The sequence below is a fragment of the Marinimicrobium hydrolyticum genome, from assembly GCF_030848505.1.
Taxonomy (GTDB): domain Bacteria; phylum Pseudomonadota; class Gammaproteobacteria; order Pseudomonadales; family Cellvibrionaceae; genus JAVDDU01.
The window spans coordinates 35,581-49,379 of sequence record NZ_JAVDDU010000002.1 but is presented as its reverse complement, the minus strand read 5'-3'; the positions used below and the strand labels follow the sequence as shown (position 1 = coordinate 49,379).

The following is a 13,799-nucleotide window of genomic DNA, read 5'->3' as shown; positions in this document are numbered from 1 at the left end:
CATGGGCAAAACTTAGAATAGCGAAATAATTATGAACACACTCAAAATAAAATGGACCGCCTGGCGGTCACGGCTCGGTACTTTGGTATTGGCCGCGTTACTGTTGCCGGTTATCGGCTGCTCTAGCGCGGAAGATGAAACCACACTGACGGCCGCAAGTGGCGCGGACAAGGACGGCGTCATCAACATGCTGTTCATTGGCCACGGTCACCGCCAGGGCGAGGGTGGGTACCACCTGTCCTATGCGAACGCCCCGCTCTTTAACCAGGCTCTTGGCGCCGAAAAGATCTTTCTGGAATACGTGGAAGATCTGGACAAGCTCACCGACGAGGGTTTGGCTAACTACGATGCCGTCATGATGTACGCCAATTACAACGAGCTGGGCGAGGGCGAACGCGTCCTGGAACGCTACGTTGAGAACGGCGGCGCCTTCCTGCCAATCCACAGTGCCAGTGCCTGTTTTGGCTGCACTGAGCGATACACCAAACTGGTGGGTGCGCGCTTCGTCAGTCACGGTGAAGGGGTGTTCAACGCCAGAGTTGCACCAGGTCAGGAATCTCACCCCATCATGGATGGCTTTGAGATGTTTGAAACCTGGGATGAAACCTATGTGCATGCCGACCATAACGAGGAAGGCCGCACTGTGCTTATGTACCGCGAAGATGAGCCCTGGACCTGGGTGCGCGAGCAAGGCCAGGGCCGGGTTTTTTACACCGCCTACGGGCACGACCACAGAACCTGGGAACAGCCCCAGTTTCACGACCTGCTGATTCGCGGCATTCTCTGGTCCGTGGGTGACGATAAGCGCAAGGCCAACCGGGCGCTGGTGAAAACCTTGCCCGAAGGTGTCTATCGTGAATCCGCCACCATCCCCAACTATCGTCGGGTTGAGCCAGAGCCGAAGTTTCAGGAAGCCTTTAGCGTTGAAGATTCCATGGCGCTAACCATGGTGCAGGACGGCTTCGAGTTGCAGTTGTTTGTCAGTGAGCCGGACATCGTCAACCCAGTGGCTTTTACCTGGGACGAGAAAGGTCGCTTATTCGTAGTGGAATCCGTGGACTACCCCCACGATCTGGTGGAAGACGGCGAGGGCAATGACCGTATCACCATGTGTGAAGACACCAATCGCGACGGCCGCGCCGATCGCTGTGAAGTGTTTGCTGATGGGCTGAGTATTCCCACCGGCATCATGCGCCTGAACGGCGGGTTTGTGGTGGCGCAAGCGCCGGACTTCCTGTTCCTGAAAGACACCACTGGCGATGGCAAAGCCGACGTGCGTGAAGTACTTAATACCGGTTGGGGGACGTTCGACACTCATGCCGGCCCTTCCAACTTGTTGTATGGTCACGACAACCGCCTTTGGGGTGTGGTGGGCTACTCGGCCACGCCGGAAACCGAGCACGGTGAGTCCTTCCAGAACGGCCCTTATCGCATGAACCTGGATGGCAGCAACATTGAGCCCGTGGGTCAGTTCAACAACAATACCTGGGGTCTGGCGTTCAGTGAGGACTTCGAAGTATTTGGCTCCACCGCCAACAATGCCCCAATCTTCCATGTGCCCCTGTGGCGCAACTACGTTTATGGACGCCACGAGGAAGTGCCGCCGCGTATGTCGGCCCAAATTGAAGATTTCCCGCATATCTTCCCGGCTACCTACAACTACCTGCAAGTGGATGCCCACGGCCGCTACACCGCCGGTTCCGGGTTGGATATCTACACCGCGCGGACCTTCCCGGAAGCTTACTGGAACCGCGGTGCGTTTATGGGTGAGCCCACAGCGCACCTAATGGGTCAATTTTTTATCGACGCATTGGATAACAGCGTTGGCTATGTAGCCAAAAACCGCGGCTCAATTCTAACCAGCACCGACGAATGGCTATCGCCCGTGCATATGGAAGTCGGTCCTGACGGACACGTTTGGATCGCCGATTGGTACAACTTTATTATCCAGCACAATCCTATTCCCACTGAGGAGTCTGCTGGCTTTAACGCGGATGCCGGTCACGGCAATGCGCACGTAAACCCTCTGCGTGATCGCCAACATGGGCGAATCTACCGGCTGGTTGCCAAAAATGCGCCCGAGTACCAACCCTTGGATCTGAGTAATGCCGAAACATCGGAATTGGTCGAAACCCTGTCCAATGACAACATGTTCTGGCGTCTAACCGCTCAGCGTTTGCTGGTCACCGAGGAGCGCGCTGATGCGATTCCGGCCCTGCAAGCTATCCTGACTGGCAGCCCACAAAGCGATGCGTTGGGTCTGGACGTGGCCTCGATTCATGCCATCTGGACGCTGCAAGGTTTGGGTGTGTTCACCGCGACATCCGATGAAGCGGCTAAAGTGGTACGCAGTGCCTTAAATCATCCGTCTGGCGCTACCCGCAAAAACGCGGTACAGGCGCTGGTGGAAAACGCCACGCCCGTCGACTTGGCCTTGGCGGCGCAGTCCCTGGAAGATGAAGACCCGCGCGCGCGGCTATGGGCATTGTTGGCCCTGGCTGAGCAAGAGCCATCGGCCAAAGCGGGGGAGCAGCTTATGCGCCTGCGCACCCAACTGCCCATAGACGAGTGGACGGCCCAGGCTTTTGCGCTCGCGGCGCTGAGCCATGATAAGTTCTATTGGCAGGTGCTGAATGACGCGGATTTCACCGTGGACGGCAGTTTCCAGGAGAACTACGAAACTTTGGAGCAAACACCAGAGTACTCCCTGGCTATGCGTTTTCTCGCCGCTGACGCGAAAGATTTAACGCAGACTCTGCAGGGCTGGCGCGGGCTTCCAATGGAGCGGCTGGCGTTGATGAGTGCAGCGGTATTGGATGTATGGCGTGATCGTGGCCAAGAGCCGAGTGCATCGGAGTTGACCGCCTTCCAGGCCGTCATCAACGAACTGGATGGTGATGCGCAAATGCCGATCAAGCTGCGCTCTTCGGGTCTGGAACTTAGCTTTGACCGTGTTGAAGAAGAAGCTTACGCCGAATACCACGCCAAGCATGTATTCGAGCCCCATGTTTGGGGGTGGGGTGTAGCCGTTCCCGATGGCCAGACCATTTACCGGCAAAGCTGCGCGGGCTGTCACGGCGGCGACGCCGGGGGCGACCGTGGTCAAGCAGCGCCGCCACTGGCAGGCATGGAAAACTGGTACGTGCAGACGCAATTACAGAAGTTCTATGCCGGTGTGCGTGGTACCCACTTCCGCGATCCGGATGGCATTTCCATGCGCGCGGCCCTGGATTTCCTGGACGTCAATCCTGAGCCGAACCGTCCCATTTCGCACTTGGGTCATTACCTGGTCACCCTGGACCCGATCGAGCAGCCCGCCACTGTGGAAGGCAATGCCGAGCTGGGTGCGCAGCACTACGCCACCTGTGCCTCTTGCCACGGTGCCCAGGGGCAAGGTAACCGGGAGTTGGAAGCGCCGGGTCTCGCCGGTCAGGCGGACTGGTACTTGTTGACGCAACTAAGGAACTATCGCTCCGGTGCTCGCGGCTCGGATCCTCGAGATCCGCGCGGCCAGGAAATGGCGATCTTTGCCAATATGCTGCCGGACGATCAAGCACTGCGCGATGTAGTGGCCTACATTCGAACCCTGGAGGGCGAGCAGTAAATCCTCAGTAAAATAAGGCAGGGTCGGCGTGGCGTCGACCCTGTCTTTTTCTTCCCCCCCTCGTTTATTCCCTTCGCTAGATCACATAATTTAAAGGTAACCCCTATGAACGTATGGCGAGCAATACTGTTTGTTGCTGGTTGGTTGCTTGTGCTTGCGAGTCCGCCAGCGTTGGCCGAGCACTCAATTGTGCACCACAAGGATATTGTGTGGGCAAGCCCCAAAGACTTGGACCTCACATTGGATATCGCGGTGCCAGAGTCGGATGTTAAGAGCAAACCCGTACTGGTGATCATTCATGGCGGTGGTTGGTTGCTCAACGACAATTCCATTATGTCGGATCTGGCTAATAGCATAGCCAAACGCACAGATATCATAACGGTGAATGTTAACTACCGTTCCTTGGGCGATCTTGATAACACAACCACCCTCAACGAAATGGTTGAAGATGTGATGGGGGCGATGCTGTGGGTAAAGCAGCATATTCATCGCTACGGGGGAGACGCTGATAAAATTGCTATAACCGGGGACAGTGCTGGCGGGCACCTTGCCGCCATGGTCGCCCTTGCGGGGCGCAACTTGAACAGCAAAGGCTTTGAGAAGGGGGCGCTAGGTTTTAAGCCCACTTACTTGCCCGAAGGGCTAAGCGCCGAACAAGTCGCCAAGGAAGATCGTATGCGCGTGCAGGCGGTGATACTAAGCTACGCGGCATTTAACTTCCATGACGCAGCCAAGGGTGGTTTTGAACAGCAGAGTAACCCATTTTGGGGGTGGGCAGGTGTTGAAGCGCGCGGTGTGTTCGGCGATAAAGTGAATGTCGAAGATCACCCTGAATACTATCAAGCTGTATCACCTGATCAGTATCTGGTGAGTTCTGAAACCTACGCTCTGCCGCCGCAATTTGTATTGGTTGGATCGCTGGATCGTTTGACTACGCCGGAAAGCGCAAAAGACTACGTTGAGCAGCTCAAAAAGCTGGGCCAACCCGTGCAGTTTACCATTTACGATGGCAAGGACCACGGCTTTCTCGATAGCGGCTGTAATGAACACAACAACGGCTGCTTTGACGAACTTTCGGAGCCAACGGTGAGTGATATGGTTGAATTCTTAAACCAAGTGTTTGAGCTTTAAAGCAAGAGACGAGAGTCCCCAAGGCTAAACTCTGGCCTTGGGTAGGCTCAGCCTGACTTACCCCATTTCTCGATCCACACTCAAAGGTCCCCATGCCTGACATACGGGCATGACTTCTAGTGCGTTGATATTGATATGCGGCGGGACGCTAGTAACCCAGAACACGATCTCGGCAATGTCCTTGGCGGTAAGGGGTTGGGTGCCTTTGTACACACCAGTGGCCTGTTCCCGATCGTTCTTAAAGCGCACCTGAGAAAACTCCGTTTCCGCCAGGCCGGGGTCTATGTTGCTGACGCGGATGTGTTTGCCCAGTAAGTCGGCACGGAGCTGACGGGAGAAGGTTTGCACAAAGGATTTTGTGGCGCCGTAAACGTTGCCACCGGGATAAGGCCAGCTACCGGCGGTAGAGCCTATGTTGACGATGTGGCCGGAATCTTTGGCCACCATGCCCGGCAGTATTTGGTGGGTGACGCGCAGCAGGCCCAGGATGTTGGTATTCACCATGGTTTCCCAGTCTTCCAAGCTGGCACTGTGGGCCGGGTCGAGACCTAGTGCCAGGCCTGCGTTATTGATCAGAATATCGATATTTTTAAACGCGCTCGGCAAGCGATTCAGTACATCGCTTACCGCCGATGAATCAGTAACATCCAGGCGATCAATGTGAACCTGACAGCGATCCTGCAATGTGTGCTGCAGAGTCTCCAAACGATCCAGGCGGCGCGCGAGTAGAATGAGATTGTGTCCTGCCTCGGCAAATTTCTCCGCGCAGGCGGCGCCGAACCCAGATGAGGCGCCAGTAATGAGAACCGTTTTGGCCATGATGCGCGTCCGTTGCTATCTAAAAAATATTAATTTTCTTTGCCTTCGAAGTCTTCGTCTGCGCCGTCTTCACTATCGTCGCTCTCGCCCTTCGGTGGGCGCTTAAGCTGACCGCTAATCAACAGCATAATGCCCAGAATGGCCAAAGGCATGAGCGTCGAAATGCTCAGAGATTCTTCCGCCTGGAGCACATTTCTGGCGCCATACACCGCGGTACAGTACACGGCCCACTTACTGGTCAGACCGAGGATGGCGGCGAGGATAAACGTCGGCAACGGCAAGCGCAAAAAACCGCTGGTGAAATTCACCAGCACGTGCGGAAAACCCGGCAATACCCGCAGGGAGGTTTGGGTAAACAAATCACTGCGCTCCGTGAGCAGTTTGGTAATGCGCTTGCTCAGACGGGATTTGGGCGCGGCGTAACTTAGTCTCGAGCTCAGTTGGTAACCACCAATAGCACCCGCCAAGCTGCCGGTCAGCAGCAGTAGTGTGGCTACCAATGGTGGGTGAAACGGTGCAATCAACCAAAAGCAAATACTGCCCGGCAAGCCCACCGTCATCATGGCGGCCATAACAACCAAGATTAAGGCAATGGCAAATGGGTTGTGAGCCACCTCCGCTCCCCAAGTAATAATGGTGCTGAAGGGCAGTGGAATGAACATGAAGGCGATAAATAACACCGCCAGCGTGACCAAAATAATAATGGTCTTGCGCTGACTGCCTCTTGGGGCTGTGGTGTCAGCTTGGGATTCTGGGGTACGGGTCATAGGTCTGTAGCTAGTTAGTGGCTGTGGGCACATTGTACCAGTCGGCGCCGAGATTTCAGAAACTGCCCGACTATTCGCTGCTAAGCGCTCCAGGCAGGGCTCGAGTGAACTCGCGAATGCGCTCGGCGTTTGTGCCGATATCGCTGCCACCGACACGAGATTTGCTGCGCATGTCCAGGCGCGTACCCTCGTCTACCTGTATGAGTCGAATGACCACATCGTCCTTGAAACCGAACCAGCGCGTGGTGTCCGTAGCTTCGATGCGGGCCCTATTGTCATCAAGCACGCTGGCCACCAGGTCCCAACCTAGCTGTTCCACCAATTGCTCAGCGGCTTCGTGGACCCGTTCAAGGGGATACTTCAAAATGAGGGGGGCCAAATCAGGGTAGGCCTCACGCTGCTGTTCGGCAGTTTCTTCGCCGGGGTATTCGGGGGGATTGGGGGCATCCTGACGCAGGGGAAGGGTCTCGACAAATTCCGGCGGATTTTCCAAGTCCGTGGAAATGTCGTGAATGGGCGGGACGGAGCGGGCCGCCTGCAACTGACTGAGCGGTATATAGGCGGCGACAAGCCCGGCCAAGGCTGAAAACGCCAGCACCGAGCCAAAGCGCCCGCCGGGGCGGCGCCACAGGCTGTAGCCGATAATAAGCACCACGCTGGCGACGCCAATAAAAAAGGCCCAGCGCATCATGCCAAAGGCCATTCCCAGGCCCAACCACTCCAGTCGGTACAGGGGGCCTGCCAGGGCCAGGAGCAGTAGCGCCACAAAACCGCTGGCGGCGATAAGGGTACTCAATAATTTGTTCATGACGCGTCCTTGATGCATGGGGCAGAGACGGACCGAAGGCGTTTCGCTATTGGGGTTTGTCCGCAAACGTCATAGACTAGCGCTTTTATCCCCGAGAGCAAAGGTCCCTTTTCATGCAAGCCAAGCAAGACATCGCGCAGGTGCAGTTTGAGCGCCACAAAGATTTTGCCGTGAGGGTGGAGCAGTTCGGTAACGAGAGTCAGACGGTGGTTGTGATTGACAACTTTCTGGCCGATGCTGAGCAGCTGGTGGATTACATTGCCGAGCGGCCGGATTTTGGTGAGCAGGACAGCCTGTACCCGGGGGTCCGCGCGGCCGCGCCCAAATCTTATCTTATGGCGCTGTATACCTATTTGCCGCCGATTCTGGAGCGTGTGTTTGGCGTAGATTCTCAAGCGATCACGGGTGTGGAGTCAGCGTATTCGCTGGTGACTACGCCGCCGGATCAACTGCGCATTCCGCAGCGAATTCCTCATTTTGATTCCACCGTGCCCACCGAGTTTGCCATGATCCATTTTCTGTGTGGCGCGGAGCATGGTGGTACCTCCGTGTACCGCCATCGGGACACCGGCTTTGAGCACGTGGACGACGCGCGCTACCCTGCGTATATGGCCAGTCTGGAAGCGGCCATTCGCGAGGGGCGGGAGCCCCCCCCGGCTTACATTAATGGCGATACCGAGTTGTTTGAGCGCACAGGATCCTTTGATGCCGCGTTCAATCGCCTGCTGTTGTACCGTTGCCCGATTTTGCATTCGGGCAATATCGCCGAAGACTTTAACTTCGATCCCAATCCGCGTACCGGGCGCTTATCCCTAAACACCTTTTTGCTGAACGGGTAACCTACTGTTAGCCGGTTTTTGGCGGCCGGTTCAAGGCCGGCTCTTCCAGCAAGGCATCGTCCAACTCGTTGGCGCGCCGGGCTGCGGGCCGTGATTCCACTCGCTGCACATAGTCCTTAAATACCGGCCGTTCTTCCAGATTCTTCTGCATCATTTCCCAACCGATATAACTGCCCGCCAACAGGTCGGCAGTAGTAAAGGTGTCGCCACACAAATAAGGGCTTTGTTTCAGAGCGGATTCCAACGTGTTCACGGTATCGGCGTGATAACCGCAACCCACAGCGGTGACGTTGTCTGCGTCAATGCGCCAGTCGTACGCCTTGGCTGTAGTGGCCATTTCCAACGGACCCGCGACAAAAAACAGCCATCGGTAATAGGAACCGCGTTCGGGACTGCCGGGAGCGGGCGCCAAACCTTTCTCGGGGAATTGATCCGCCAAATAAGCGCAAATGGCGGCCACCTCGGTTACGATCAAATTGCCATGGGTGAGGGCGGGTACCTTACCCATTGGGTTTATGGCCAAGTATTCCGGCGCTTTCATGGCGGCCCACTCTTTCACCTCCACGGTGTAAGGCACACCGACTTCTTCGAGCATCCAGCGCGCAATACGGCCACGGGAGTAAGGGTGGGTGTAAAGGGTAATGTCAGACATGGTTCTCTCCTTAGTGCTATTGAAGTGTGCAGATTGCGAGTAAAGAGTAATGGCGATATAGGCTATATCCCGTCCTATATATTCGGCATACTGCAAATTCTTTTTCGCACCCAGGAGAGGCGGCCATGTCAGCTCCCACTACCCGCGTACTGGCGGCACTTGAGTTACTGCAGAATCATCGTTTGATGGGCGGTGCCGAGCTGGCCGAGCGATTGGGTGTGGATAGGCGCACGGTACGCCGTTACATCGCCATGTTGGAGGAGTTGGGCGTGCCCGTGACCACCGAACAAGGCCGCTATGGTGGTTACCGGTTGGTGCCGGGCTATAAGTTGCCGCCCATGATGTTTACCGACGAAGAGGCTCAGGCCATTGTTCTGGGTCTGCTGGCCGCGCGGGAGTTAGGTGTGGCTCAGGCTACGCCGGCTATCGATAGCGTTGAGGCAAAGCTCGAAAGGGTCATGCCGGAAAATCTTAAACGCCGCGCCCAAAGTCTGCGTGACACCACCAAGTTTATGCTGCCTCGCACCGATGCGCCTCAAGACGATCGCGCCCTGGTTACCCTTACTCGTGCCATAGAGGCGGAACAAACGGTGGGCTTCGTGTATCAGCCCCCAGAGCAAAAAGCGATTGAGCGGCACGTGGATCCATACGGACTAACGTTCTGGAACGGACGCTGGTATCTGAGCGGTTTTTGCCACCTGCGCCAAGCCATGCGCTCTTTCCGCCTGGATCGCATCGACAAAGTCCTGCCACGACCATCGCGCTTCCAACGCCCGCCTGAGTTCAACCCCGCTGAACACCTGATGCAAAGCCTCAATTCGTTTCCGCGGAATCATTTGGTGTCGATACTGCTGCATACAGACGTGACGACCGCTACCGAGGCGTTCAGCTTTTGCTCGGACGTAAGCGGACTTTTTCAGCAGCGACCGGAAGGATTATTTCTGGAAACACACACCGACAGCATTGATTGGTTCGGCGCTTGGCTGGCGCGCTTACCTTTTCCATTTACCGTGGTGGGACCGCCAGAGCTAAAACAGGTTGTGCGGGACTATGCGCAGAGACTGGCACAAGCGTGCGATTAGAACGCGGCGAAAGCGTTTAATGAAGGAGTATGCGGTGCGCCTGGGTGTGCAGACGCTCTTCCAGCGCCAGGGGAATAACTTTATAGAAACAGGGGCAGGCGTCCTGGGCGCGGGGTTGGTTCACCGCCAAGGATAGGCTGTATTCTTCACCCAGATGATAATGATGAAATTGCCATTGCTGACTGTCATCGTCCAGTTCCGGTGCCATGGTGGCGATGATCCAGCCGTTGTTATCAATGTGAAAGCGAATTTTTTCCAAACCGGTAACGATGCCCGTACCCCGGGCTTTTAAGTAGGCTTCTTTCAACGTCCAGAACCGAAAAAACAACTCCAGTCTCGCCGCCTCGCTTGGGCAAGCTTCCAGTTCCTCAACTTCGTCCGGATGAAAGTAACGCTGGGCCAGTTCCAGGTGCGCGGGGCGGGTGGTCTTATGTTGTACGTCCACGCCTAAGGGCGTCTCCACAGTTACGGCAATGGCCAGCCAATCGCCGCTGTGGCTCAGGTTGAAAGACAAAGGCATGGGTGCCGGTTGTACTAACTGAGGTTTGCCGTCTTCGTTGCGCTCGAACCGCCAGCTTTTTGGGGGAATGCTGTCCGAGTATTGGGACAGGCAAACGCGCACCGCCGCGCGGGTAATTAACTGCGTGCGCTGAACCTTGGGGTTTTTGTAGTTTTCCAGCCGCGCGAGCTCGTCCTCGCTCAGCAACTTGCGATAGTCTTCCAGCCGTGCATCCGGCACGGTACGCAAGTCAACCAGCCAGATGTGGGCAATGTTTTGCGGTAGCAACATCATGATTGCAATACTCGGTTAAAAAATCCGTATTCTATGGTCCGTACCCTAATCCAGCTGGTAGCGTCCTTCAACCCGGTAAATGGGGCCGGCCGAATGGGTTTCGCTGCTAAAGAGGCAGAAGTCAGCGGGATAAAAAGAACGCTCGGCGCGCACGCGCTGGTGCATAAACCGTTCCCGCTCCGCGGTTGTGGCGCTGCCACGGCTCCGTGCCAGGGTAATGTGCGGAACAAAAGACCTATCATCGGATTGAAGCCCGGCATTTTGCAACGCTGTTCGCAAAGTATGGTGCAGACTTAGTAACTCTGGCGTGGGTTCTATGCCCACCCAGTAGGAGAGGCGCCGACCGGCGCCAAAGTAGCCGGGCTTGGTGAGCGTTATCTTGGGTGCAAAGTGGTTGACGCTCGAGAGTGCTTGGCGGGCAGTGTACAGCTCCGCCTGACCAATAAACACTAACGTCAAATGCCATTGATCCGGCGTGCTTAAGCGACTTGAGGAAGGCGCACACTGTTGCAGGCGCATTAACTCCTCTCTGATAAGTGGGGGTATCTCCAGCCCTACGAAAAGTCGTTCCATAACACTCCGTTATCAGTCAGAACCCAGTGCGCAAACTGAGCCGAACGTTCGGCCTAATATGCCTGCTGAAGGGGTTCTGTTGCAATCGGATAGGAAGACAAAAAAGGCCGCGATACTATTGGGGGGGCGTATCGCGGCCTGGAAAAGGCAGTAGAGCTGTCGCACTCTGCCCAGGCTAAGTGTGATTCGACGCCGTTGCGCGGTAAAAAGCTGCTTTGGTTGCACACTCGGATCGTCGCTCGTCAAAAGGAAGACGCCTCAAAAACGAGTAATTGACATTATAGTCCCAAATTTAATTAATTAAAAGAGTGTGTATATTTTGCACAAGAAATTGACGGTATACTCAACACCATGACGGATACGACTCAAACTGTTTTTACGAGAGCCCTTTATAGAACTCTCAGGCCTATGGTGCGCCTTCTTTTGCGCCACGGAGTGTCGTATCGATTTTTTGCGGATATCGCGCGTCATGTATACGTGGACGTGGCGCGTTCGGATTTTTCTCTACCGGGTCGCAAGCAGAGTTTGTCGCGCATGGCCGTGCTCACCGGCATCAACCGCAAAGACATCGCCAAATTGCAGGATCGGCCGCACCCGCTCTCCGGTGCCGCGCCGGAGAAGCCCACGCCTGCCGCTCGGGTCATTACCGGTTGGATTAACGATGTGCGTTTTCACAGCGCCGATGGCAGCCCGGCCTCCTTGCCGGTGGAAGCGGCCGACGGCGCGCCGAGCTTCAGCGAACTGGTGCGCCAATACAGTCGGGACGTACCTGTGCGCGCCTTGCTGGATGAGCTGGAACGTGTCGCAGCGGTGAATAAGGATGGCGACCAAGTAACCTTGGCGGCGCGAGGTTATATCCCCGTGGAGGATATGCAGGAAAATATTCGCATTTTCGGAACGGCGGCCGCAGATTTGATGGCGACTATGGATCATAATATTGCTAAAGAGCAGCCCGGCCCTTTTATTCAGCGTACGGTCGCTTATCGCAACATTCCCCCCGAGCTACTGGACACCATTCGCAGGCGCAGCGCCGCCGAAGGACAGGAATTTCTACTGAAAGTGAACGAGTGGTTGGCGGAATGCGAGGCACCGGAAACGGATTCCGCCGCAGGCTATCGGGCGGGCATCGGGCTTTACTATTTTGAACATGCGGACGATACGCACGAGGTTCAGTCATGAGTTTATTCGCGCCCAGAAATTCTTTGCCGCTTATGTTGGCGCTGGCAATGGCGCTGAGCGGTTGCTTGACGGAAAGCGATACCTATGTGGCGGGAATCGAAGGCACAGGTGCGCCCGCCACCAGTGAAAACACCCAGGGAACGGTCACTGCTTACGGTAGTGTGATTGTGAATGGGCAGCGCGTAGAGATCGGTGGCGCGGCGATTCAGGTTAATGACGAGTCGGCGACGGAGGATGCCATTAAACTGGGCATGAATGTATACATTGAGGCGGAGCGGGATAGACGTGGTTCAGTCAACGTGCTCAACGTCCGCTATAACCGGAATTTGCAGGGTCCGGTCAGCGAGGTCATTCATGTCGGCAGTACCCATAAAGAATTGAAGGTCCTCGGGCAAACCTTAATCGTGCACGATGACACGCACTTTGCGGGGATTGCTTTCGAAGAATTGGATAAGGGCGTGACTCTGGACGTCAGTGGCTTCGTTGACGCCGAAGGCCGCGTTACGGCCACCAGGGTGGCCCAGGCCGCGACGAATGCCATGGGTGAAGTCAATGCGGACGTGCAGGGGCTTAACGCCAGCGCCGCGACTTTCCAGCTGGGTAGCCTGAGTGTGGACTACGCGCAGGCTGTCTTCGTTGGTGTGAGCGCGGATACCTTGGCTGAGGGTCAAAGGGTGTCGGTGCGCGGTGCCAAGAATGGGGATTCGTTCGTGGCCGAGCGCGTCACCCTCCGTGATCAGGATGCCGCATCCATGCCCGATGGTACACGCGTTTCTCTGGAAGGAGTGGTTCGGGGTTATCAATCCGCCGCCAACTTCCGCTTGAACGGTGTGTCCGTGAATGCAGAGGACGCCAGCATCTCCGGCGGCGAGCTAGATCAATTGGCGAATGGCATCCGGGTTATGGTCAAGGGTCGGATTGAAGGCAGTGAGCTGAAGGCTGAAGAATTGCGATTGGTGTTGCCCGGTGTTGAGCGGGTGGTCGGCACGGTGGAAGATATCAATCCCGCCACGGGTGAAGTTGTGGTCATGGGGCTTACCTACGTAGCAACTTCCTTAACGGCTTTTGAGGATCGAACGCCCTCTCCCAATCGTTTGATTGGCATGACCGAAATCCGCGTCGGCGACCAAGTGGAATTGTTCGCGCGAGACTTGGGCGAGCAGGTTTTGGCCACACGCATCAAACGTATTGATGGTGATTCCGGCGTCGTCACTCTTCGTGGTCCAGTAACGGAGATCAACCAGGCGGATAATCAAATTATGGTGAAAAACGTGTGGGTGAACCTGGGTGAAGATCTTGGGGCTGAAATGATTCCGAACCTGAGTTTGGGAGATATGGTCACGGTAGAGGGCACCTTGACGGGCTCCCGTGAGATCAGTGCCGAGGTCCTGAATATCTTGGATGTTCCCGGTTTGTCTGGATGTTTCCCGCCGGGACTGGGCTGTGCGCCACCGAGGGAACTGACCTCCAGCCGTCTTGAGTGGGATGGTATGGAGCCGCCCACCTTCCGCTTCTAAAACCTTTTACACCCATAAAAAAAGCCGCGATGAAA

The 13,799-nt window shown here is 56.0% G+C and carries 12 protein-coding genes; 6 read left to right on the top strand and 6 right to left on the bottom strand.

The window, feature by feature from the left end; all coding sequences use genetic code 11:
* Positions 1 to 31: 31 nt before the first annotated feature.
* Positions 32 to 3,604, top strand: coding sequence for a PVC-type heme-binding CxxCH protein (locus RBH33_RS03575; RefSeq protein ID WP_306730762.1), 3,573 nt, complete (start codon positions 32 to 34; stop codon positions 3,602 to 3,604).
* A 105-nt stretch (positions 3,605 to 3,709) separates the two neighbouring features.
* Positions 3,710 to 4,735 (top strand): alpha/beta hydrolase, encoded by a 1,026-nt coding sequence (locus tag RBH33_RS03570; protein WP_306730761.1) that lies wholly within the window; start codon positions 3,710 to 3,712, stop codon positions 4,733 to 4,735.
* A gap of 57 nt (positions 4,736 to 4,792) precedes the next feature.
* On the opposite strand, the gene RBH33_RS03565 is transcribed toward RBH33_RS03570, so the two are convergent.
* The 3 genes from RBH33_RS03565 to RBH33_RS03555 all read right to left on the bottom strand — a co-directional run bounded on the left by RBH33_RS03565 (position 4,793) and on the right by RBH33_RS03555 (position 7,129).
* Positions 4,793 to 5,554, bottom strand: coding sequence for an SDR family oxidoreductase (locus RBH33_RS03565; protein WP_306730760.1), 762 nt, complete (start codon positions 5,552 to 5,554; stop codon positions 4,793 to 4,795).
* A gap of 29 nt (positions 5,555 to 5,583) precedes the next feature.
* Positions 5,584 to 6,321 carry a TVP38/TMEM64 family protein gene (locus tag RBH33_RS03560; RefSeq protein ID WP_306730759.1) on the bottom strand — a complete coding sequence of 246 codons (738 nt, stop codon included), beginning with the start codon at positions 6,319 to 6,321 and terminating at the stop codon, positions 5,584 to 5,586.
* Between the two features lie 70 nt (positions 6,322 to 6,391).
* Positions 6,392 to 7,129 (bottom strand): DUF1499 domain-containing protein, encoded by a 738-nt coding sequence (locus tag RBH33_RS03555; RefSeq protein ID WP_306730758.1) that lies wholly within the window; start codon positions 7,127 to 7,129, stop codon positions 6,392 to 6,394.
* Positions 7,130 to 7,242: 113 nt separating this feature from the next.
* Between RBH33_RS03555 and RBH33_RS03550 the strand changes: the two genes are divergently transcribed.
* Positions 7,243 to 7,968: a DUF6445 family protein gene (locus RBH33_RS03550; protein ID WP_306730757.1), complete on the top strand. Its 726-nt coding sequence runs from the start codon at positions 7,243 to 7,245 to the stop codon at positions 7,966 to 7,968.
* A 7-nt stretch (positions 7,969 to 7,975) separates the two neighbouring features.
* Here RBH33_RS03550 and RBH33_RS03545 read toward each other — a convergent pair whose 3' ends face one another.
* Positions 7,976 to 8,620 carry a glutathione S-transferase family protein gene (locus RBH33_RS03545; RefSeq protein ID WP_306730756.1) on the bottom strand — a complete coding sequence of 215 codons (645 nt, stop codon included), beginning with the start codon at positions 8,618 to 8,620 and terminating at the stop codon, positions 7,976 to 7,978.
* Positions 8,621 to 8,745: 125 nt separating this feature from the next.
* Here RBH33_RS03545 and RBH33_RS03540 point away from each other — a divergent pair, with 125 nt between their 5' ends.
* Positions 8,746 to 9,702, top strand: a complete 957-nt coding sequence (locus RBH33_RS03540) for a helix-turn-helix transcriptional regulator (protein ID WP_306730755.1) — start codon at positions 8,746 to 8,748, stop codon at positions 9,700 to 9,702.
* Positions 9,703 to 9,718: 16 nt separating this feature from the next.
* On the opposite strand, the gene RBH33_RS03535 is transcribed toward RBH33_RS03540, so the two are convergent.
* Together RBH33_RS03535 and thpR are read right to left on the bottom strand one after the other, a co-directional pair.
* Complete coding sequence (locus RBH33_RS03535) at positions 9,719 to 10,495, bottom strand: 4'-phosphopantetheinyl transferase family protein (protein ID WP_306730754.1); 777 nt, start codon at positions 10,493 to 10,495, stop codon at positions 9,719 to 9,721.
* Positions 10,496 to 10,540: 45 nt separating this feature from the next.
* Positions 10,541 to 11,068 carry an RNA 2',3'-cyclic phosphodiesterase gene (gene thpR / locus RBH33_RS03530; protein ID WP_306730753.1) on the bottom strand — a complete coding sequence of 176 codons (528 nt, stop codon included), beginning with the start codon at positions 11,066 to 11,068 and terminating at the stop codon, positions 10,541 to 10,543.
* A 351-nt stretch (positions 11,069 to 11,419) separates the two neighbouring features.
* Here thpR and RBH33_RS03525 point away from each other — a divergent pair, with 351 nt between their 5' ends.
* Together RBH33_RS03525 and RBH33_RS03520 are read left to right on the top strand one after the other, a co-directional pair.
* The gene (locus RBH33_RS03525) at positions 11,420 to 12,247 is read left to right on the top strand and encodes a DUF6502 family protein (protein WP_306730752.1); all 828 of its coding nucleotides are present in this window, start codon (positions 11,420 to 11,422) and stop codon (positions 12,245 to 12,247) included.
* Positions 12,244 to 13,764: a DUF5666 domain-containing protein gene (locus tag RBH33_RS03520; protein ID WP_306730751.1), complete on the top strand. Its 1,521-nt coding sequence runs from the start codon at positions 12,244 to 12,246 to the stop codon at positions 13,762 to 13,764. Before RBH33_RS03525 ends, RBH33_RS03520 begins: the two co-directional genes overlap by 4 nt.
* Positions 13,765 to 13,799 lie beyond the last annotated feature (35 nt).

Coding starts and splice junctions, on each gene's coding strand:
- RBH33_RS03575 (WP_306730762.1), top strand. CDS start 32: ATGAACACACTCAAAATAAAATGGACCGCCTGGCGGTCACGGCTCGGT.
- RBH33_RS03570 (WP_306730761.1), top strand. CDS start 3,710: ATGAACGTATGGCGAGCAATACTGTTTGTTGCTGGTTGGTTGCTTGTG.
- RBH33_RS03565 (WP_306730760.1), bottom strand. CDS start 5,554: ATGGCCAAAACGGTTCTCATTACTGGCGCCTCATCTGGGTTCGGCGCC.
- RBH33_RS03560 (WP_306730759.1), bottom strand. CDS start 6,321: ATGACCCGTACCCCAGAATCCCAAGCTGACACCACAGCCCCAAGAGGC.
- RBH33_RS03555 (WP_306730758.1), bottom strand. CDS start 7,129: ATGAACAAATTATTGAGTACCCTTATCGCCGCCAGCGGTTTTGTGGCG.
- RBH33_RS03550 (WP_306730757.1), top strand. CDS start 7,243: ATGCAAGCCAAGCAAGACATCGCGCAGGTGCAGTTTGAGCGCCACAAA.
- RBH33_RS03545 (WP_306730756.1), bottom strand. CDS start 8,620: ATGTCTGACATTACCCTTTACACCCACCCTTACTCCCGTGGCCGTATT.
- RBH33_RS03540 (WP_306730755.1), top strand. CDS start 8,746: ATGTCAGCTCCCACTACCCGCGTACTGGCGGCACTTGAGTTACTGCAG.
- RBH33_RS03535 (WP_306730754.1), bottom strand. CDS start 10,495: ATGATGTTGCTACCGCAAAACATTGCCCACATCTGGCTGGTTGACTTG.
- thpR (WP_306730753.1), bottom strand. CDS start 11,068: ATGGAACGACTTTTCGTAGGGCTGGAGATACCCCCACTTATCAGAGAG.
- RBH33_RS03525 (WP_306730752.1), top strand. CDS start 11,420: ATGACGGATACGACTCAAACTGTTTTTACGAGAGCCCTTTATAGAACT.
- RBH33_RS03520 (WP_306730751.1), top strand. CDS start 12,244: ATGAGTTTATTCGCGCCCAGAAATTCTTTGCCGCTTATGTTGGCGCTG.